General features: G+C 72.5%; 12 protein-coding genes and 1 pseudogene. 4 read left to right on the top strand and 9 right to left on the bottom strand.

Annotated elements, in window-relative coordinates; genetic code table 11:
* Nucleotides 1–236: 236 nt before the first annotated feature.
* Nucleotides 237–908, bottom strand: a complete 672-nt coding sequence (gene nucS, locus FGF04_RS13250; RefSeq protein ID WP_149512248.1) for an endonuclease NucS — start codon at nucleotides 906–908, stop codon at nucleotides 237–239.
* A gap of 285 nt (nucleotides 909–1,193) precedes the next feature.
* Between nucS and FGF04_RS13245 the strand changes: the two genes are divergently transcribed.
* Nucleotides 1,194–1,586, top strand: coding sequence for an SCO5389 family protein (locus FGF04_RS13245; RefSeq protein WP_149511509.1), 393 nt, complete (start codon nucleotides 1,194–1,196; stop codon nucleotides 1,584–1,586).
* 148 nt (nucleotides 1,587–1,734) lie between these two features.
* On the opposite strand, the gene FGF04_RS13240 is transcribed toward FGF04_RS13245, so the two are convergent.
* Nucleotides 1,735–2,769 (bottom strand): LLM class flavin-dependent oxidoreductase, encoded by a 1,035-nt coding sequence (locus tag FGF04_RS13240; RefSeq protein WP_149511508.1) that lies wholly within the window; start codon nucleotides 2,767–2,769, stop codon nucleotides 1,735–1,737.
* A 226-nt stretch (nucleotides 2,770–2,995) separates the two neighbouring features.
* On the opposite strand from FGF04_RS13240, the gene FGF04_RS13235 reads away from it, so the two are divergent.
* The gene (locus tag FGF04_RS13235) at nucleotides 2,996–3,325 is read left to right on the top strand and encodes an ATP/GTP-binding protein (RefSeq protein WP_149511507.1); all 330 of its coding nucleotides are present in this window, start codon (nucleotides 2,996–2,998) and stop codon (nucleotides 3,323–3,325) included.
* Between the two features lie 27 nt (nucleotides 3,326–3,352).
* Here the strand turns inward: FGF04_RS13235 and FGF04_RS13230 are convergent, their stop codons facing one another.
* The 7 genes and pseudogenes from FGF04_RS13230 to mce form a co-directional block, all read right to left on the bottom strand.
* The gene (locus tag FGF04_RS13230; protein WP_149511506.1) at nucleotides 3,353–4,198 is read right to left on the bottom strand and encodes an ABC transporter permease; all 846 of its coding nucleotides are present in this window, start codon (nucleotides 4,196–4,198) and stop codon (nucleotides 3,353–3,355) included.
* Between the two features lie 24 nt (nucleotides 4,199–4,222).
* Nucleotides 4,223–5,360: pseudogene (locus FGF04_RS13225) on the bottom strand (ATP-binding cassette domain-containing protein); the annotation flags it as partial.
* Between the two features lie 111 nt (nucleotides 5,361–5,471).
* Entirely contained in the window at nucleotides 5,472–6,242 is a 771-nt protein-coding gene (locus tag FGF04_RS13220; RefSeq protein ID WP_149511505.1) for an ABC transporter permease, read from the bottom strand.
* A gap of 4 nt (nucleotides 6,243–6,246) precedes the next feature.
* Entirely contained in the window at nucleotides 6,247–7,236 is a 990-nt protein-coding gene (locus FGF04_RS13215) for an ABC transporter ATP-binding protein (RefSeq protein WP_149511504.1), read from the bottom strand.
* A gap of 153 nt (nucleotides 7,237–7,389) precedes the next feature.
* Entirely contained in the window at nucleotides 7,390–8,325 is a 936-nt protein-coding gene (locus FGF04_RS13210; protein WP_149511503.1) for a coiled-coil domain-containing protein, read from the bottom strand.
* Between the two features lie 183 nt (nucleotides 8,326–8,508).
* Nucleotides 8,509–12,357: a polarized growth protein Scy gene (scy, locus tag FGF04_RS13205; RefSeq protein ID WP_149511502.1), complete on the bottom strand. Its 3,849-nt coding sequence runs from the start codon at nucleotides 12,355–12,357 to the stop codon at nucleotides 8,509–8,511.
* A gap of 230 nt (nucleotides 12,358–12,587) precedes the next feature.
* Complete coding sequence (gene mce, locus FGF04_RS13200; protein WP_149511501.1) at nucleotides 12,588–13,028, bottom strand: methylmalonyl-CoA epimerase; 441 nt, start codon at nucleotides 13,026–13,028, stop codon at nucleotides 12,588–12,590.
* A gap of 148 nt (nucleotides 13,029–13,176) precedes the next feature.
* Between mce and FGF04_RS13195 the strand changes: the two genes are divergently transcribed.
* Both FGF04_RS13195 and meaB read left to right on the top strand, forming a co-directional pair.
* Nucleotides 13,177–14,379: an acetyl-CoA C-acetyltransferase gene (locus FGF04_RS13195; protein WP_149511500.1), complete on the top strand. Its 1,203-nt coding sequence runs from the start codon at nucleotides 13,177–13,179 to the stop codon at nucleotides 14,377–14,379.
* A 69-nt stretch (nucleotides 14,380–14,448) separates the two neighbouring features.
* Complete coding sequence (meaB, locus tag FGF04_RS13190) at nucleotides 14,449–15,405, top strand: methylmalonyl Co-A mutase-associated GTPase MeaB (RefSeq protein WP_149511499.1); 957 nt, start codon at nucleotides 14,449–14,451, stop codon at nucleotides 15,403–15,405.
* The last annotated feature ends 81 nt before the right edge of the window (nucleotides 15,406–15,486 follow it).

Genomic DNA, 15,486 nt, shown 5'->3' with positions numbered 1-15,486 from the left:
GTCCACGCCGGAGACCTCCGACTCGGCGAGCGGGACCGTCTCCAGCCCCGCCACGAGCAGTTCGGCGAGCGGCCCGGCGGACAGCGGCACCCCCGGCTCGCCGACGGTCGTCTGAGCCGCGGGGAGCGCCGGCGGGCGTCCCGCCACGGCCACGGCACGACGGTGGGCCGGGTCCTCTCCCAGGACCCGGCCCACCGCCGTGTTCCCCGTATGCCCGGGTGGCGTCAGAACAGCCGTCAGAACAGCCGCAGTTTGTCGTCCTCGATGCCCCGCAGCGCGTTGTAGTCGAGGACCGTGCAGCCGATGCCCCGGTCGGTGGCCAGCACCCGGGCCTGCGGCTTGATCTCCTGGGCCGCGAAGATGCCGCGCACCGGCGCCAGGTGCGGGTCGCGGTTCAACAGGTCCAGGTAGCGCGTCAGTTGCTCCACGCCGTCGATCTCGCCACGCCGCTTGATCTCCACGGCGACGGTCCCGCCGTCCGCGTCACGGCACAGGATGTCGACCGGGCCGATGGCCGTCATGTACTCGCGGCGGATCAGCGTGTAGCCCTCACCGAGGGTCTCGATGCGGTCGGCGAGCAGCTCCTGCAGGTGCGCCTCCACACCGTCCTTGATGAGGCCGGGGTCGACGCCGAGCTCGTGCGAGGAGTCGTGGAGGACTTCCTCCATCGTGATGATGAGCTTCTCGCCGGCCTTGTTGACGACCGTCCAGACGCCTTCCTCGTCCCCCGAACCCTCCTTGAGGGTGCAGGGCGGCGACATCCAGTTGAGGGGTTTGTAGGCCCGGTCGTCCGCATGGATCGAGACACTCCCGTCCGCCTTCACGAGTATCAGGCGGGGGGCCGAGGGGAGATGGGCGGTGAGCCGGCCCGCGTAGTCGACGGAGCAGCGGGCGATGACGAGACGCATGGTCGGCAACGCTACTCGACCGGAACGGGTCGGCGCGATCCGCCCGCCGCGCCCGGCGGGCACGGCGCGGCCCGTCGTCCCTGTTTCCCCGGATAAGCCCTGTTCGAAAGTGGCTGGTTGTGTGCACGTTGGTTCTTCGCTGTGTGCGCAATGTCCTGGTGCGGCCACGAACAGTTGCCTAACGTATAAACGGGAGGTCGCGGCGCATGTACTCAGCGTGGTCGCGTCGCGGTCCCCTTACCTGTCCGTCAGCCCCCTCGCCGAGGGGGTGCGAGAGGAGAACCCATGTCGCTGGACGTCTCACCGGCCCTACTCGAAAAGGCCGAGCGAGGCGAGGTCGACGAAGCGGAATTCGTCGACTGCGTCCGGACCTCCCTGCCCTACGCATGGGAGATGATCAGCTCCCTGGTGGCCCAGCTGAAGGTGGACGGCGGCAACTTCGCCGACAACCAGACGCCGCCGCCGGACGAGCAGGCGCGGGGCCAGCTGCTGCGTGCCCTCGCGAGCGACGCGATACGAGGTGCGTTGCAGCGGCACTTCGGGGTGCGCCTGGCCTTCCAGAACTGCCACCGGGTGGCGGTGTTCCCGCTGGACGGCTCGGTGGACGACACCCTGGCCCGCTTCACATCGGTGCGCAGTCAACTGCTGAACCAGTCACCGGAGTTCCGGGACTGCTGACGCGCTGACCGCCGCACGGCTCGCCGCTCCGTACGCGGGAGGTGTTCTGTACGGGAGCGGCGGGCTTCCCGTGGTCCGGGCCCCAGGGCCCGGACCACGGGTCGGCGGGACGGGTCCCCGCGTCCGCCAACCGGGACGCGGGCCCCGCTCACCGCAGGCGTGGCAGTACCTCGCCCCCCAGGCGCCGGACGTTCTCCTCCGTGGCGTCCAGGTCCCCGGTGCCCTCCACGAGGAGCGCGAAGCGGGTGATCCCCGTGCGTTCGGAGGTCGCCGCGAGGCGGTCCGCGCACAGCCGGGGCGTGCCCACCGGGTGGAGCCCGCAGAGGAGTTCGGTGTAGGCCAGCGGATCGCGCATCGAGCGCTTGCGGCCGTCCACCGTCACATGCGCCTCCAGCCCTTGCCTGAGCCAGCCCGGCATGGCCTTCTGGAGCGCCTCGACGGCGTCCGTCCGCCGGTCGGCGACCTGCGCGACACCGGCCGACACATGAGAGGCGCCGGCGGCCGCGATCACGTCGGGGGAGTGGCCCGACGCGCGCGCGTGGGTACACCACAGCGCGACCATCTCGGCCTTCTCCTCGTCCCCCACGTGCATGCCGAGCAGCATCGGCAGGCCGCGCTCGGCGGCCGTCCTGACGCTCGACGGCGAGGTGCACGCGACGACGACCTCCGGGCCCGCGCCGCCCGTCAGGGCCTCCGACGGCCGTGGCACCACGGCCACCTCGCGGAAGCCGAAGCGCTCGGAGCCGCCCGCCACGGACGGGCTGCGCAGCCACCGCACCAGCAGATCGAGTGACTCCGGGAACCCCTCCTCGTACGCCTCCAGTCCCGTCCCGAAGACTTCGAGGTCGACCCAGGGCCCGCCCCGCCCCACGCCGAGCGAGAAGCGCCCGCCCGACGTCACGTGCAGCAGCGCGGCCTGCTCGCCGAGCGCCACCGGGTGCACGGTGGGCAGCACGCTGACCGCCGTGCCCACGCGGATGCGGCGGGTGCGGCCGAGCAGCAGCGCCGCGAGCGTCACGGCCGACGGGCAGGTCCCGTACGGCACGAAGTGGTGCTCGGCCAGCCACACCGTGTCCAGCCCGGACTCCTCGGCGACCTCCGCGGACCGCACCGCGCGGTGCAGTGCCTCACCCTGTCCCTGACCGGGAAACTGGGCCGCCAGAACAAAACTCCCTACACGCATCGCACTCCTGCCTCCTTGGGCCGACGCGGCTCCCCCACTCCGCATAACCGCCCGACACGTGCCAAGGACACGGCTTGGTGGGGAGATTGGCGGATTGTCTGCAGAATGCGCCGACCCTGCGGCGATTCTGTGGGGTTCGGCCACGTACGCGTACCCCTGGGTGCTCCGCGTAGGCTGTGCTCAGCCCGTGCCGCCCCGCTCCCCACACAGCTCCGTGAGGTGTCCCGTGTCCCCGCGTCGCAACCGCCCCCGTGTCACCGGCCCCGGCCGGAGTGCGGACGAGGATCCGTCGGACCGGTACGGCGGCTGGCAGTCCGCGGAGAGCTGGCAGGGCGAGTCCTGGAGCGTACGGCATGTGGCCGGCGCGAGCGCGCAGGGCAAGACGTACCGCTGCCCCGGCTGCGACCAGCAGATCCCCTCCGGCGTCCCGCACGTGGTGGCCTGGCCCGAGCACTCCGGGGTGGACGAGCGCCGCCACTGGCACAAGGCCTGCTGGAACGCGAAGGACCGCCGCACCACGCGGGTGCAGCGGTCCCGGAACGCGCCGAGGTTCTGAGGGGACCGCGGGCGGCGGCGCCTCCCGCTACACGTCGCGCCGCTCCAGCAGCACGTACGCGCCCACGATCGCCGCCGCGGTCAGCCCGGCGAGCAGGCCCAGCTGCGGGCCGCCGGTCCCGCTCTCGGAGTCGATCTCGAAGATCCTGGCCAGCGCGTTCGGCGCGTTGTACTCCATCATCTTCTCGCCGACCGTGCGCAGGCTGTCGGAGATCATCAGGAACGCCGGCAGGATCGCCGGGACCAGCACCAGGCCGAGCATCGCGGTGATCGCGCCCGCGGAGTGCCGCAGCATCGAGCCCACGGCGAGTGCCAGCACGCCGAGCAGCGACACGTAGAGCGAGCCCTTCACGACCGTCCCGGCCCACGAGACCTCCGAGGACCCGCCGTGCAGGCCCGAGGTGACCAGGCCGACGAAGGCGATGGCGAGCGCCGACACGACGAACGCGACGGCGAAGAAGATCATCAGCTTCGCGGTGAGCACCCGGTGGCGCTGCGGCGAGGCGGTGAACGTCGTACGGATCATGCCCGTGCCGTACTCGGACGAGACGACGAGCACGCCCAGGGTGATCAGGCAGATCTGCCCGAGGATCAGCCCGAAGAACGCCGGGATCGTGTACGGGACGTCCGCGTAGTCGTTGTCGCTCGTGTTGACGGCGACCAGGAAGCCGATGCCCACGACCAGGAGCAGGAAGACACCGAGCGTCCACATCGTGGAGCGCACCGACTTGATCTTCGTCCACTCCGAGGCCAGCGCGTGCCCGAGGTGGGTGCGGGTGATCGGGATCGGCGAGGTGTACGTGGTCCCGGGCGCCGGCTGCCAGTTCGGGGCAGGGGCGGCCTGCTGGTGCGTCTGCGGCTGGGGCGTGCTCATCGGGCGTCCTCGGGCTTGGTCGCTGCGGGGGCTGGGCGTACGGGTTGGGCCCGGCGGCGCCGGGGAGGCCCGGAGCGCCGTAGGGCCCGGCCGGGGGCTGTCCCTGGGGCATCGCGAACGGCTGCCCGCCCTGCTGCGGCGACGGCGGCGCGTACCAGCCCGGCTGGCCCTGTCCCGGCACCGGCATCGGCGGCTGCGGCGCCATGCCCGGCGGCAGCTGCTGCTGGAGGCCCGCGCGCTGGTCGGTGGTGGAGCGGTAGTCGACGACGCCCTGCGTCATCCGCATGTACGCCTCCTCCAGCGAGGCCTGGTGCGGGGAGAGCTCCCACAGCCGCACGTCCGCGTCGTGCGCGAGGTCGCTGATGCGGGGGAGCGGCAGACCGGTGACGCGCAGCCCGCCGTCCTGCTCCGGCATCACCTGGCCGCCGGCCTCGGTGAGCGCGGCCGTCAGCTTCTCGCGCTGGGCGGGCTCGGTGTCGGGGGTGCGCACCCGGGCGAAGTCGGCCGAGTTGTGCGAGATGAAGTCGCGCACGCTCATGTCGGCGAGCAGCTGGCCGCGGCCGATCACGATGAGGTGGTCGGCGGTGAGGGCCATCTCGCTCATCAGGTGCGAGGAGACGAAGACGGTACGGCCCTCCGCGGCCAGCGACTTCATCAGGTTGCGCACCCAGAGGATGCCCTCGGGGTCGAGGCCGTTGACCGGCTCGTCGAAGAGCAGCACCTGCGGGTCGCCGAGCAGCGCGGCCGCGATGCCGAGGCGCTGGCCCATGCCGAGCGAGAAGCCCTTGGAGCGCTTCTTCGCCACGTCCTGGAGGCCCACCACACCGAGCACCTCGTCCACCCGGCGGGCCGGGATGCCGGACAGCTGCGCCAGGCACAGCAGGTGGTTGCGGGCGTGCCGGCCGCCGTGCACGGCCTTGGCGTCGAGCAGCGCGCCGACCTGGCGCGGGGCGTTGGGGAGCCTGCGGTACGGGTGCCCGCCGATCGTCACCTGCCCGGCGGTGGGGTTGTCGAGCCCCAGGATCATGCGCATGGTCGTCGACTTGCCCGACCCGTTGGGGCCGAGGAAGCCGGTGACGGAGCCCGGCCTGACCTGGAAGGAAAGGTTGTACACGGCCGTCTTGTCGCCGTAGCGCTTCGTCAGGCCGACTGCCTCGATCATTCTCCGCACCCATCGAAAAGGTTCAGGACATCGGGGCACACGCCCCCCGTAAGGGTTAGGAGGATAGCCGGGCGCTGACGGTTCCCTTCAAAGCCAGGTAAAAATCCCGCCCTACGCGTCCCGTCGCTTCAGCGACACGTACCCGCCGGCCACCGCGAGCACCACCCACAGCGCCATGATCCCCAGACCGCCCCAGGGCCCGTACGGTACGTCGTCGTCGAGCGGGGTGACCACCCGCATGATCCGGCTGCCCGCCTGGTCGGGCAGGAACCGCCCGACCTTCTCGGTGGCGGAGACGTTGCCGAGGATCGCGGAGATCAGGAAGAAGAACGGCATCAGGATGCCCAGCGAGAGCATCGGGCTGCGCAGCATCGTGGCGACGCCCATCGAGAAGACCGCGATGAGGGTCATGTAGAGGCCGCCGCCGATGACCGCGCGCAGCACCCCCGGGTCACCGATCGACACCTTGTGCGGGCCGAGCATCGCCTGGCCCAGGAAGAAGGTGGCGAAGCTGGTGACGAGGGCCACGGCGAAGGCGAGCGCGGTCGCCACCGCCACCTTGCCGAAGAGGAACGTGCCGCGCCGCGGCACCGCGGCGAGCGAGGTGCGGATCATGCCGGTGCTGTACTCGTTCGACACCACCAGCACGCCGAACACGATCATCGCCAGCTGGCCCAGGCTCGTCCCGGCGAAGCTGATGTAGGTGGGGTCGAAGGAGAGCCGGTCCCGCGCGCTCATGTCGTCGAACTCGTTCCGGGACAGCGCTGAGATCAGCGCGCCGAGCGCGACGGTCACCACGGCGGCGAGGCCCAGCGTCCACACCGTGGACGCCACCGACCGGATCTTGGTCCACTCCGACCTCAGGACCTGGGTCACGGCCATGGGTTCAGCCCTTCTTCCAGTCGTCGCCCCACGACCGCCGGGGCGCGGGCGGCGGCACGGCGGTGGGCGGCGGGTCGCCGAGGGCCGGCCCCGCGTGCGCGTGGTACTCCACCGACTCCGCCGTGAGCTGCATGAAGGCCTCTTCGAGGGAGGCCTGCTGGGGACTGAGCTCGTGCAGCGCGATCCGGTGCCGGGCGGCCAGCTCACCGATCTCCTCGGACCCGTGGCCGTCCACCTCCAGCGTCTCGCCGCCCGCCTCCACGACCGTGATCCCGGCCCGGTGCAGCACGTCGAGCAGCTGTTCCCGCTGGGGCGAGCGGATCCGTACGTACGAGCGGGAGTTCTCCCGGATGAAGTCGGCCATGGAGGTGTCGGCGAGCAGCCGGCCCTGTCCGATGACGACGAGGTGGTCGGCGGTCAGCGCCATCTCGCTCATCAGGTGCGAGGAGACGAAGACGGTGCGGCCCTGGGCGGCGAGGGATTTCATCAGGGTGCGGATCCAGTGGATGCCCTCGGGGTCGAGCCCGTTGACCGGCTCGTCGAACATCAGGATCCGCGGGTCGCCGAGGAGCGCGCCGGCGATGCCGAGCCGCTGCCCCATGCCCAGCGAGAAGCCCTTCGCCTTCTTCTTCGCCACCGCGGTGAGGCCGACGGTGTCGAGGACCTCGTGCACCCGGGCGCGCGGGATGCCGTTGCTCTGCGCGAGGCACAGCAGGTGGTTGAAGGCGCTGCGGCCGCCGTGCACGGCCTTGGCGTCGAGGAGGGCGCCGATGTGCGTCAGCGGGTCGGTGAGGCGGTCGTAGTGCCGCCCGTCGATGCGGACGTCCCCCGCGGTCGGCCGGTCGAGCCCGAGCATCATCCGCATGGTCGTGGACTTGCCGGCGCCGTTGGGCCCGAGGAACCCGGTGACGATCCCGGGCCGCACGTCGAACGTCAGACCGTCCACGGCGAGCTTCTCGCCGTACCGCTTGCTGAGCCCCGCGACCTCGATCATGCCCACACGCTAAAACGCGACAAAGCCCCCTGCCACCGGAGTGGCAGAGGGCCTCGTAAGGGGCGCGGGGAACTGCGCGACCAGCCACAACCGGCCCGCAGATCCCCGACAACCGTCCCCGTCCCCGTTCCCCCCGTGGACGCAGACCAGTGCTTAGCGGGACTGCTGAGCCGGCACCCCACGGGTGATCGGCTCGTCCTCGGCCGGCGACCCCGCGGCGGCCACGGCCGCCCCGGTGAGCGTGGCGAGCATCTCGCGCACGTTCGTCAGCTGCGCGTTGATCGAGTCGCGGCGGTTCGTCAGAGCCGCCAGCTCCCGCTCGGACTCCGACCGGATCCGGTCGGCCTTGGCGTTCGCGTCGGCCACGATGTCCTCGGCCTGGCGCTGGGCCGTCTCGACGGTCTGGCGCGCCCGGCGCTCGGCGTCCGTGCGCAGCTTCTCGGCCTCCAGCCGCAGCTGCTCCGCGCGGTGCTCGATCTCCGCGAGCCGCTTCTCGGCCTTGGCCTGCCGCGAGGCCAGGTCGCGCTCGGACTGCTCGCGCCGCTTGGCGAGGTTCGTCTCGAAGTCCGCGGCGGCCTGCGCGGCCTTCGCGCGGGTCTCCTCGAAGAGGGCGTCCGCCTCCTCACGCTTCGACTGCGCGTCCTTCTGCGCCTCCTGGCGCAGCTGGGAGGCGTCGGACTTGGCCTTCTCGACGATCCGGACGCCCTCGTCCTCCGCCTTGGACTTGCGGTCCGCGGCGAACGACTCCGCGTCGTTGCGCACCTGCTGGGCCGCCGACTCGGCGAGCTCACGGTGCTGCTCCGCCGCGCGACGGGCCTCCTCGCGCAGGTCCTTGGCCTCCTCCTCGGCGAGGCGGAGGATCTTCTCGACGCGGGCACCGAGGCCGGCGTACGACGGCTCGGCGTCGCTCACCTGCGCCTGGGCGTTCTGCGTTTCGAGGTGGAGCTCCTCGATGCGCTTCTCAAGAGCAGTGATGCGGGCCAGAGCGCTGTCACGGTCGGAGACGAGCTTCGAAATGCGTTCGTCCACCTGAGCGCGGTCGTACCCACGCCGCACAAGCTCGAAGCCGTAGGGGGAAGTGTCGCTCATGGGGTTCCTGTCGAATGAGACCGGTGAGGTGATAGGTGGAATCCTAGGGGCCAAAACGGTGTGTCATCGAGCAGTAGCCCGATTGATATGGAGAATGACACCCTTTTTGGTGGCTAAGGGCCGGAACGCTTGCCAGGGAGCTCCACTCAAGCCCCCTGCCAAGCACACAAGTTGCGGGTTTGGCTAGCTTTCCGAAGACTTGCCACCCGAACGGGGCGCACCGATCGCTGCGCCCGCCTTGACGCCACCGTCCTTGCCGCCCGACGGCGCCTCGAAGGACTCCAACGCCTCCAGGACGTCCTGGACACGGGAGATCTCGGCGTTGATGTCCTCGCGGCGACGGACCAGCACCTCCAGCTCCCGCTTGCCCTCCTCCACCGCGGCCCGCGCCTCGCGGACCGCCTCCGACCTGATGTCCTCGGCCTCGGCGATGAGCGCGGCCTTCTTCTGCTCGGCCTCCTTGAGGAGCCCCTCGGCCTTGCGCACGGCGGCGATCCGGACCTTGCTCGCCTCGGAGTTCGCCTCCGCCACCAGGTCCTTCGCCTTCGCCTCGGCCTCCTTCAGCTGGTCCTCGGCGGCCCTGATCAGCGCGTCGCACCGGTCGCCGGCCGCCTTCATCGTCTCCGCGGACTCGCGGCGGGCCCGCTCGTGCAGCTCCTCGATCTCGCCGGTGATCCGGTCGCGCAGCTCCTCGGCCCGCTCCCTTATGGCCGTCGCGTCCCGGCGCGCGCCGACCAGCAGCTCGTCGGCGTCGGTCCTGGCCCGCTCCACCAGCGAGTTGCCCTCCACGGTCGCCTCGGCGAGCAGCCGCTCCGCCTCGCTGCGCGCCGCGCCCACCATCGTGTCGGCCTGCGCCTCGGCGTCCGCGGTCATCTTGTGCGCGCTCTGCTGCGACTCCGAGAGGAGCTTGTCGGCCTCGGCGGTCGTCTCCGTGATCAGCTTGTCGACCTGCTCGGCCGCCTCGGAGCGCCGCTTGTTGGCCTCCTTGCGGGCCTTGTCCAGCGTGTCGTCGGCCTCGTCGCGGGCGTTCGACATGAGGCGGTCGGCCTCCGCGGCGGCCTCGGCCTTGACGCGCTGCGCCTCGGACCGGATCCGCTCGGCGTGCTGCTGCGCGGAGCCGACCGTCTCGGCCGCCTCGGCGCGCAGCCGCTCCGCGTCGCCCGTCGCGTCCGAGATCAGCTTCTCGGCCTTCGCCACGGACTCGGCGCGGACGCGCTCGGCCTCCTGGTTGGTCTCCGCGGTGAGCCGCTCGACCTCGGCCGTCGTCTCGGTGATGAGGGTGTCCGCCTGCTTCGCCGCGTCCGACCGGATGCGGTTGGCGTCCTCGCGGGCCTCGGCCCGCGAACGCGAGGCGTCCTGCTCGGCCGCCGCGACGGCGTCCGACGCCTCCGTGCGCGCCCGCTGGACGTACTCCGAGGCGTCCGAACGCAGCCGCTCCGACTCGGCGATCGCCTCCGCGACCGTGCGCTCCGCCAGCGACCTGGCGGCCTCCGACTCCTCCTGCGCCTCGCGCCGGACCCGGTTGCCGTCCTCGGCCGCCCGCTCCCGCTCCGCGTGCGCGTCGGCGCGGACCCGGTCGGCCTCCTCCTGCGCCTCGGTGCGCAGCCGCTCCGCCATGTGCTCGGCGGCGCTGCGCAGACCCGCGATCTCCTCCTGGGCCTGCTCGTGCAGCCCGGCCACCGCGTCGCGCACCTGCTGGGCGGTCTGCTCGGCGGCCGACACCATCTCGGTCGCCCGGCGGTCCGCCTCCTCGACCAGCCGGACGGCCTCGGCCTGGGCCTCCTCCACGCGGTTGCGCGCGGAGGCCAGCAGTTCCTCGCTCTGCTCACGGGCCCGCTCGCGCTCCTGGTCCGCCTCCTGGCGCGCGGCGCCCAGCAGCTCCTCGGCCTCGCGGCGGCGCCTGGCCGCCTCCTCCTGGGCCGCGGACAGCGCCTCGGCGGCCTCCGCGGCGAGCCGCTCGGCGGCGGCCTGGGCCTCGGCCCGTACGCGGTCGGCGGTGTCCTGCGCCTCCGACTTCAGCCGCTCGGCCTCGGCGGCGGCCTCCGAGCGCAGCCGCACGGCGAGCGACTCGCCCTCGGCGCGCGAGGCGGACGCATCGGCGGCGGCCTCGGTGCGCAGCCGCTCGGCCTCCGTCTCGGCCTGCGCCTGCAGCGTACGGATCCGCTCGGCGGCCTCGGTGCGCAGCCGCTCGATCTCCTCGGCGGCCTCGCGGCGGATGCGCTCGGCCTCCGCGCGGGCCTCCGTCAGCGCCTGCTCGGCGGAGGCGAGGCGCTCCTCGGCCTCCGTGTGCAGCCGGGTCAGCCCCTCGGCGGCCTCGGCCTGCCGGGCCGCTATGGCCCGCTCGGTGTCCTCGTGCAGCTCGGCGGCGGCCCGCTCGGCCTCGGCCTTGATCTCCTCGGACTGCTCGACGGCCTCCGCGCGGTGCCGCTCGGCCTCCGCGCGGGTGCGCTCCAGCGTCTCCTCGGCCTGCCGGCGCAGCGTCGTGGCGCGCTCGATGGCCTCGGTGCGGACCCGCTGGCTCTCCGTGGTGGCGTTGGAGCGCAGCTCGTCCGCGTCGGCCTTCGCCTTGGAGAGCAGCTCCTCGGCGGTCTTGGCCGCCTCCTCGATCTGCTGGACGGCCTCGCGCCGGGCCTCGGCGCGGATCTTCTCGCCCTCGGCGTTGGCGTCCGCGCGCAGCTGCTCGGCGTCGCCGCGCAGCCGGCGCGCCTCCTCCTGCAGCTCGACCGTCTTGGCGCGGTACTCCTTGGTGTCGTCCTTCGCCGTGCCCTTGAGCTGCTCGGCGATGTCGTGCGCCTCGGCGCGCAGCCGGTCCGCCTCGGCCTCGGCCCCGGCGCGGATGCGCTCGGCCTCCTCGGCCGCGGCCCGGGTGGTCGACTTGGCTTCCTCGGCGGCCTTGTTCAGGACCTCCTCGGCCGTACGGGCCGCCTTGGCGAGCTGGGAGGCGGTCTCCTCGGCGGTGAGGGCGCGGGCGTTCTCCTCGGCCTCCGCGATGATCTTCTCGGCCTTGGCGCGGGCGTCCGCGACGAGCTGCTCGGCCTCGGACTTGGTGGACTCGGCCTCCTTGGTGGCCTCGCTGACCAGCCGGGCGACCTGCTCCTTGGCCGTACGCGTGCGCTGTTCGTTCGCCGACTCGGCGCTCGCCAGCGTCTTGGCCGCGGCCTCCTTGGCCTCGGTGAGGACCTTCTCCGCCTCGGCGCGGGCCTCGCGCAGCGCCGCCTCGGCCTCGCTGATGCGCTGCTCGGCGGCGCGGCTCAGCTCGCTGGCCTGCCGGCGGGCCGCGTCCGAGTCGGACGCGGTGGAGCTGCGCAGCTGCTCGGCGTGCTCGGTGGCCTCCTGGGCCTGCGTCGAGGCCGCGTTCAGCAGTCGCTCGGCGTCGGTGCGGGCCCGGCGCAGCAGCGCCTCGGCCTCCGCGCGCGCCCGCTCGGCGTCGCTCTGCAGCCGCTGGCGGGCCTCGCCCGCGACCCGCTCGGCCTCCGCGCGGGCGGCGGCCAGGGCCTGCTCGGCCTCGCTGCGCGACTCGTCGAGCAGCCGGCGGGCCTGCTGCTCGCTGCGCGCCCGCAGCTGCTCGGCCCACGCCACGTTCTCGTTGACGTGCGACTCGACGCTCTGCCGGCGCTCGGCCAGCTCCTGGTCGAGCTGCTGGCGGCGGGTGACCGCCTCCTGGTGCAGCTCCGCCTGGAGCCGGGCGGCCTGCTCGGCGTGCTCCTGGAGGATGCGCTGCGTCTGCGCGCGGGCCTGGCTCAGCTCCCGCTCGGCGTCCTGGCGCAGCTGGTCGGCCTGGACCTGCGCGTTGCGGAGCATCTGCTCGGCCTGGTAGCCGATGTCGGCGCTGTCGTAGGCAGGCCGGGTCGCCAGCGCGCGCCGCGCCTCGTGCAGCTTGGCGCGCAGCACCTCGACCTGATAGCCGAGGTCCTCGGCGTGCTGGACGGCCTTCTCCCGCTCGGTCTTCAGCCGTTCCATCTCGGCCTCGAACCGAGAGAGGTGGTCGACGTCAGCCGCCGGCTCTCGCTCCTGGCGTTCGTAGCCCCGCACTGCGCGGTCCCATCCGTCCCCTGGTCGCAAGTCTCTCCAAACGAGCACCGTCCATCCGCCGGACGGGGCCCCCGGGGAATGGTGTCAGATCAACGGCGGAGCACGGGCTGCCGCCCGACGCTCATCCCCCGAAACCTGGACCCCGGCCCTCGGATCCTGACGATGAGGACCCGGACCGCCCCGAAGAGGCGACGGCCGTGCCCAACCCTACCGGCCCAGATATACGGAGGTCAGTGCTCTGGTGACTCAACTGGCGCCGAAGTGACCAGTTCTGTCAGGACGCCATGGCAATCCTTCGGGTGCAGAAACGTGATCCTGGACCCCATCGAACCCCTGCGCGGCTCGTCGTACAGCACCCGTACGCCCTTGTCCCGGACGGCGTCCGCGTCCGCGTCGACGTCGGCGGTGCCGAAGGCGATGTGATGGACGCCCTCACCGTTCTTGGCCAGCCATTTCCCGACCGCGGAGTCCTCGCGGGTGGGTTCCAGGAGCTGCAGGTAGGAGGCGCCGCCGTCGGACGTCTCGTTGATCTTGAGCATGGCCTCGCGCACGCCCTGCTCCTCGTTGACCTCGGTGTGGAACACCTCGAAGCCGTACGTGGCCCGGTAGAACTCGACGGTCGCGTCGAGGTCGGTACAGGCGATCCCGATGTGGTCGATTCGCGTCAGCATGCTGTCAGTGCAGCGCTCGCGGGGCGGTTACGCAACGTGCGCGCGATCACACGACGGGCCGGATGACGGGTGGCCTACCGCTCAGTACCTTCTTGAGTAAACCCTCGTTCACTCCTCGGCTGTGCAAGCTGGAAGGGGATCGCTCCTCATGTCTGGAACGAACAACACCACCTCCGTCGTCGTTGCGGGTGCACGCACCCCGATGGGGCGGCTGCTCGGCTCCCTGAAGACCTTCTCGGGGGCCGACCTCGGTGGCTTCGCGATCAAGGCCGCCCTCGACCGTGCGGGGATCACCGGCGACCAGGTGCAGTACGTGATCATGGGCCAGGTGCTCCAGGCCGGGGCGGGGCAGATCCCGGCGCGCCAGGCCGCCGTCAAGGCCGGCATCCCGATGAGCGTCCCGGCGCTCACGATCAACAAGGTGTGCCTGTCGGGCCTCGACGCCATCGCGCTCGCCGACCAGCTGATCCGCGCCGGTGAGTTCGACGTGGTCGTCGCGGGCGGCCAGGAGTCGATGACCAACGCCCCCCACCTGCTGCCCAAGTCCCGCGAGGGCTACAAGTACGGTGCGATCGAGATGCTCGACGCGATGGCCCACGACGGGCTGACCGACGCCTTCGAGCACATCGCCATGGGCGAGTCGACCGAGAAGCACAACACGCGCCTGGGCATCCTGCGCCCCGAGCAGGACGAGTTCTCCGCCCTGTCCCACCAGCGGGCCGCCGCCGCGCAGAAGGACGGCACGTTCGACGCGGAGATCACGCCGGTCGAGATCCCGCAGCGCAAGGGCGAGCCCGTCGTCTTCGGCCAGGACGAGGGCATCCGCGCGGAGACCACCGCCGAGTCGCTGGGCAAGCTGCGCCCCGCGTTCGCCAAGGACGGCACGATCACCGCCGGCTCGGCCTCGCAGATCTCCGACGGGGCGGCCGCCGTCGTCGTCATGAGCAAGGCGCGCGCCGAGGAGCTCGGCCTCGACTGGATCGCGGAGATCGGCGCCCACGGGAACGTCGCCGGACCGGACAACTCTTTGCAGTCGCAGCCGTCGAACGCCATCCGGCACGCGCTCGGGAAGGAGGGCATCGGCGTCGAGGATCTTGACCTGATCGAGATCAACGAGGCCTTCGCCGCCGTCGCGGTCCAGTCGATGAAGGACCTCGGGGTGTCCACGGAAAAGGTGAACGTCAACGGCGGCGCCATCGCCCTCGGCCACCCCATCGGCATGTCGGGCGCCCGGCTCGTCCTCCACCTCGCCCTCGAACTCAAGCGGCGCGGCGGCGGTGTCGGCGCGGCCGCGCTGTGCGGCGGCGGCGGCCAGGGCGACGCGCTGATCCTGCGCGTGCCGAAGGCGTGACGCGGTGCCGACCCGGGTCTGCTCCGGGTCGGCGCCGAGAGCCCGACCGATGTGCTGAACGGAGCTGTGATGCAGGACGTCCCCTCGCTGGTGGCCGCGGCCAGGGAAGGCCGGCCGCGCGCCGTGGCCCGGCTGATCTCCCTGGTCGAGGGGGCGTCGCCGCAGCTGCGCGAGGTGATGGCCGCGCTCGCCCCGCTCACCGGCGGCGCGTACGTCGTCGGGCTCACCGGATCGCCCGGCGTCGGCAAGTCGACGACCACGTCGGCCCTCGTCGGCGCCTTCCGGCGGCAGGGCAGGCGGGTCGGCGTCCTGGCCGTCGACCCGTCCTCGCCGTTCTCCGGCGGGGCGCTGCTCGGCGACCGCGTCCGGATGTCCGACCACGCGTCGGACCCCGGCGTCTACATCCGCTCCATGGCCACCCGCGGGCACCTCGGCGGACTCGCCCGGGCCGCGCCCCAGGCCGTCCGGGTGCTGGACGCGGCCGGCTGCGACGTGGTGCTCGTCGAGACCGTGGGCGTCGGCCAGTCCGAGGTCGAGATCGCCTCCCAGGCCGACACGTCCGTGGTGCTGCTCGCGCCCGGCATGGGCGACGGGATCCAGGCGGCCAAGGCCGGGATCCTGGAGATCGGCGACGTGTACGTGGTCAACAAGGCCGACCGGGAGGGGGCCGACGCGACGGCCCGCGAGCTGAACCACATGCTCGGACTGGGCGAGGCCCGCGGTCCGGGGGACTGGCGGCCGCCCGTGGTGAGGACGGTCGCGGCGCGCGGCGAGGGGATCGACGAGGTCGTCGAGGCGCTGGAGAAGCACCGGGCGTGGATGGAGGGGCGGGGGGTGCTGGCCGCGCGGCGGCGGGCACGGGCCGCCCGGGAGGTGGAGACGCTCGCGGTGATGGCGCTGCGGGAGCGGATCGGTGACCTGGGGGGCGACCGGCGGCTCGACGCGCTCGCGGACCGGATCGTGTCGGGGGACCTCGACCCGTACGGGGCGGCGGACTTCCTGGTGGAAGCCCTCGCGGACGGCTGAGCCCCGGGGGCTGCGCCCCCGGACCCCCCTGTCGCGCTGCGCGCTCCCGCGCAGTTCCCCGCGCCCCTGGGCACCTAGGGG

Origin of the sequence: Streptomyces apricus (genome assembly GCF_008369065.1) — a bacterium.
In the GTDB taxonomy this organism is placed as follows: Bacteria; Actinomycetota; Actinomycetes; order Streptomycetales; family Streptomycetaceae; genus Streptomyces; species Streptomyces apricus.
Note: the sequence above shows the minus strand (reverse complement) of the source record. Positions and strands in the feature narration are given on the sequence as shown.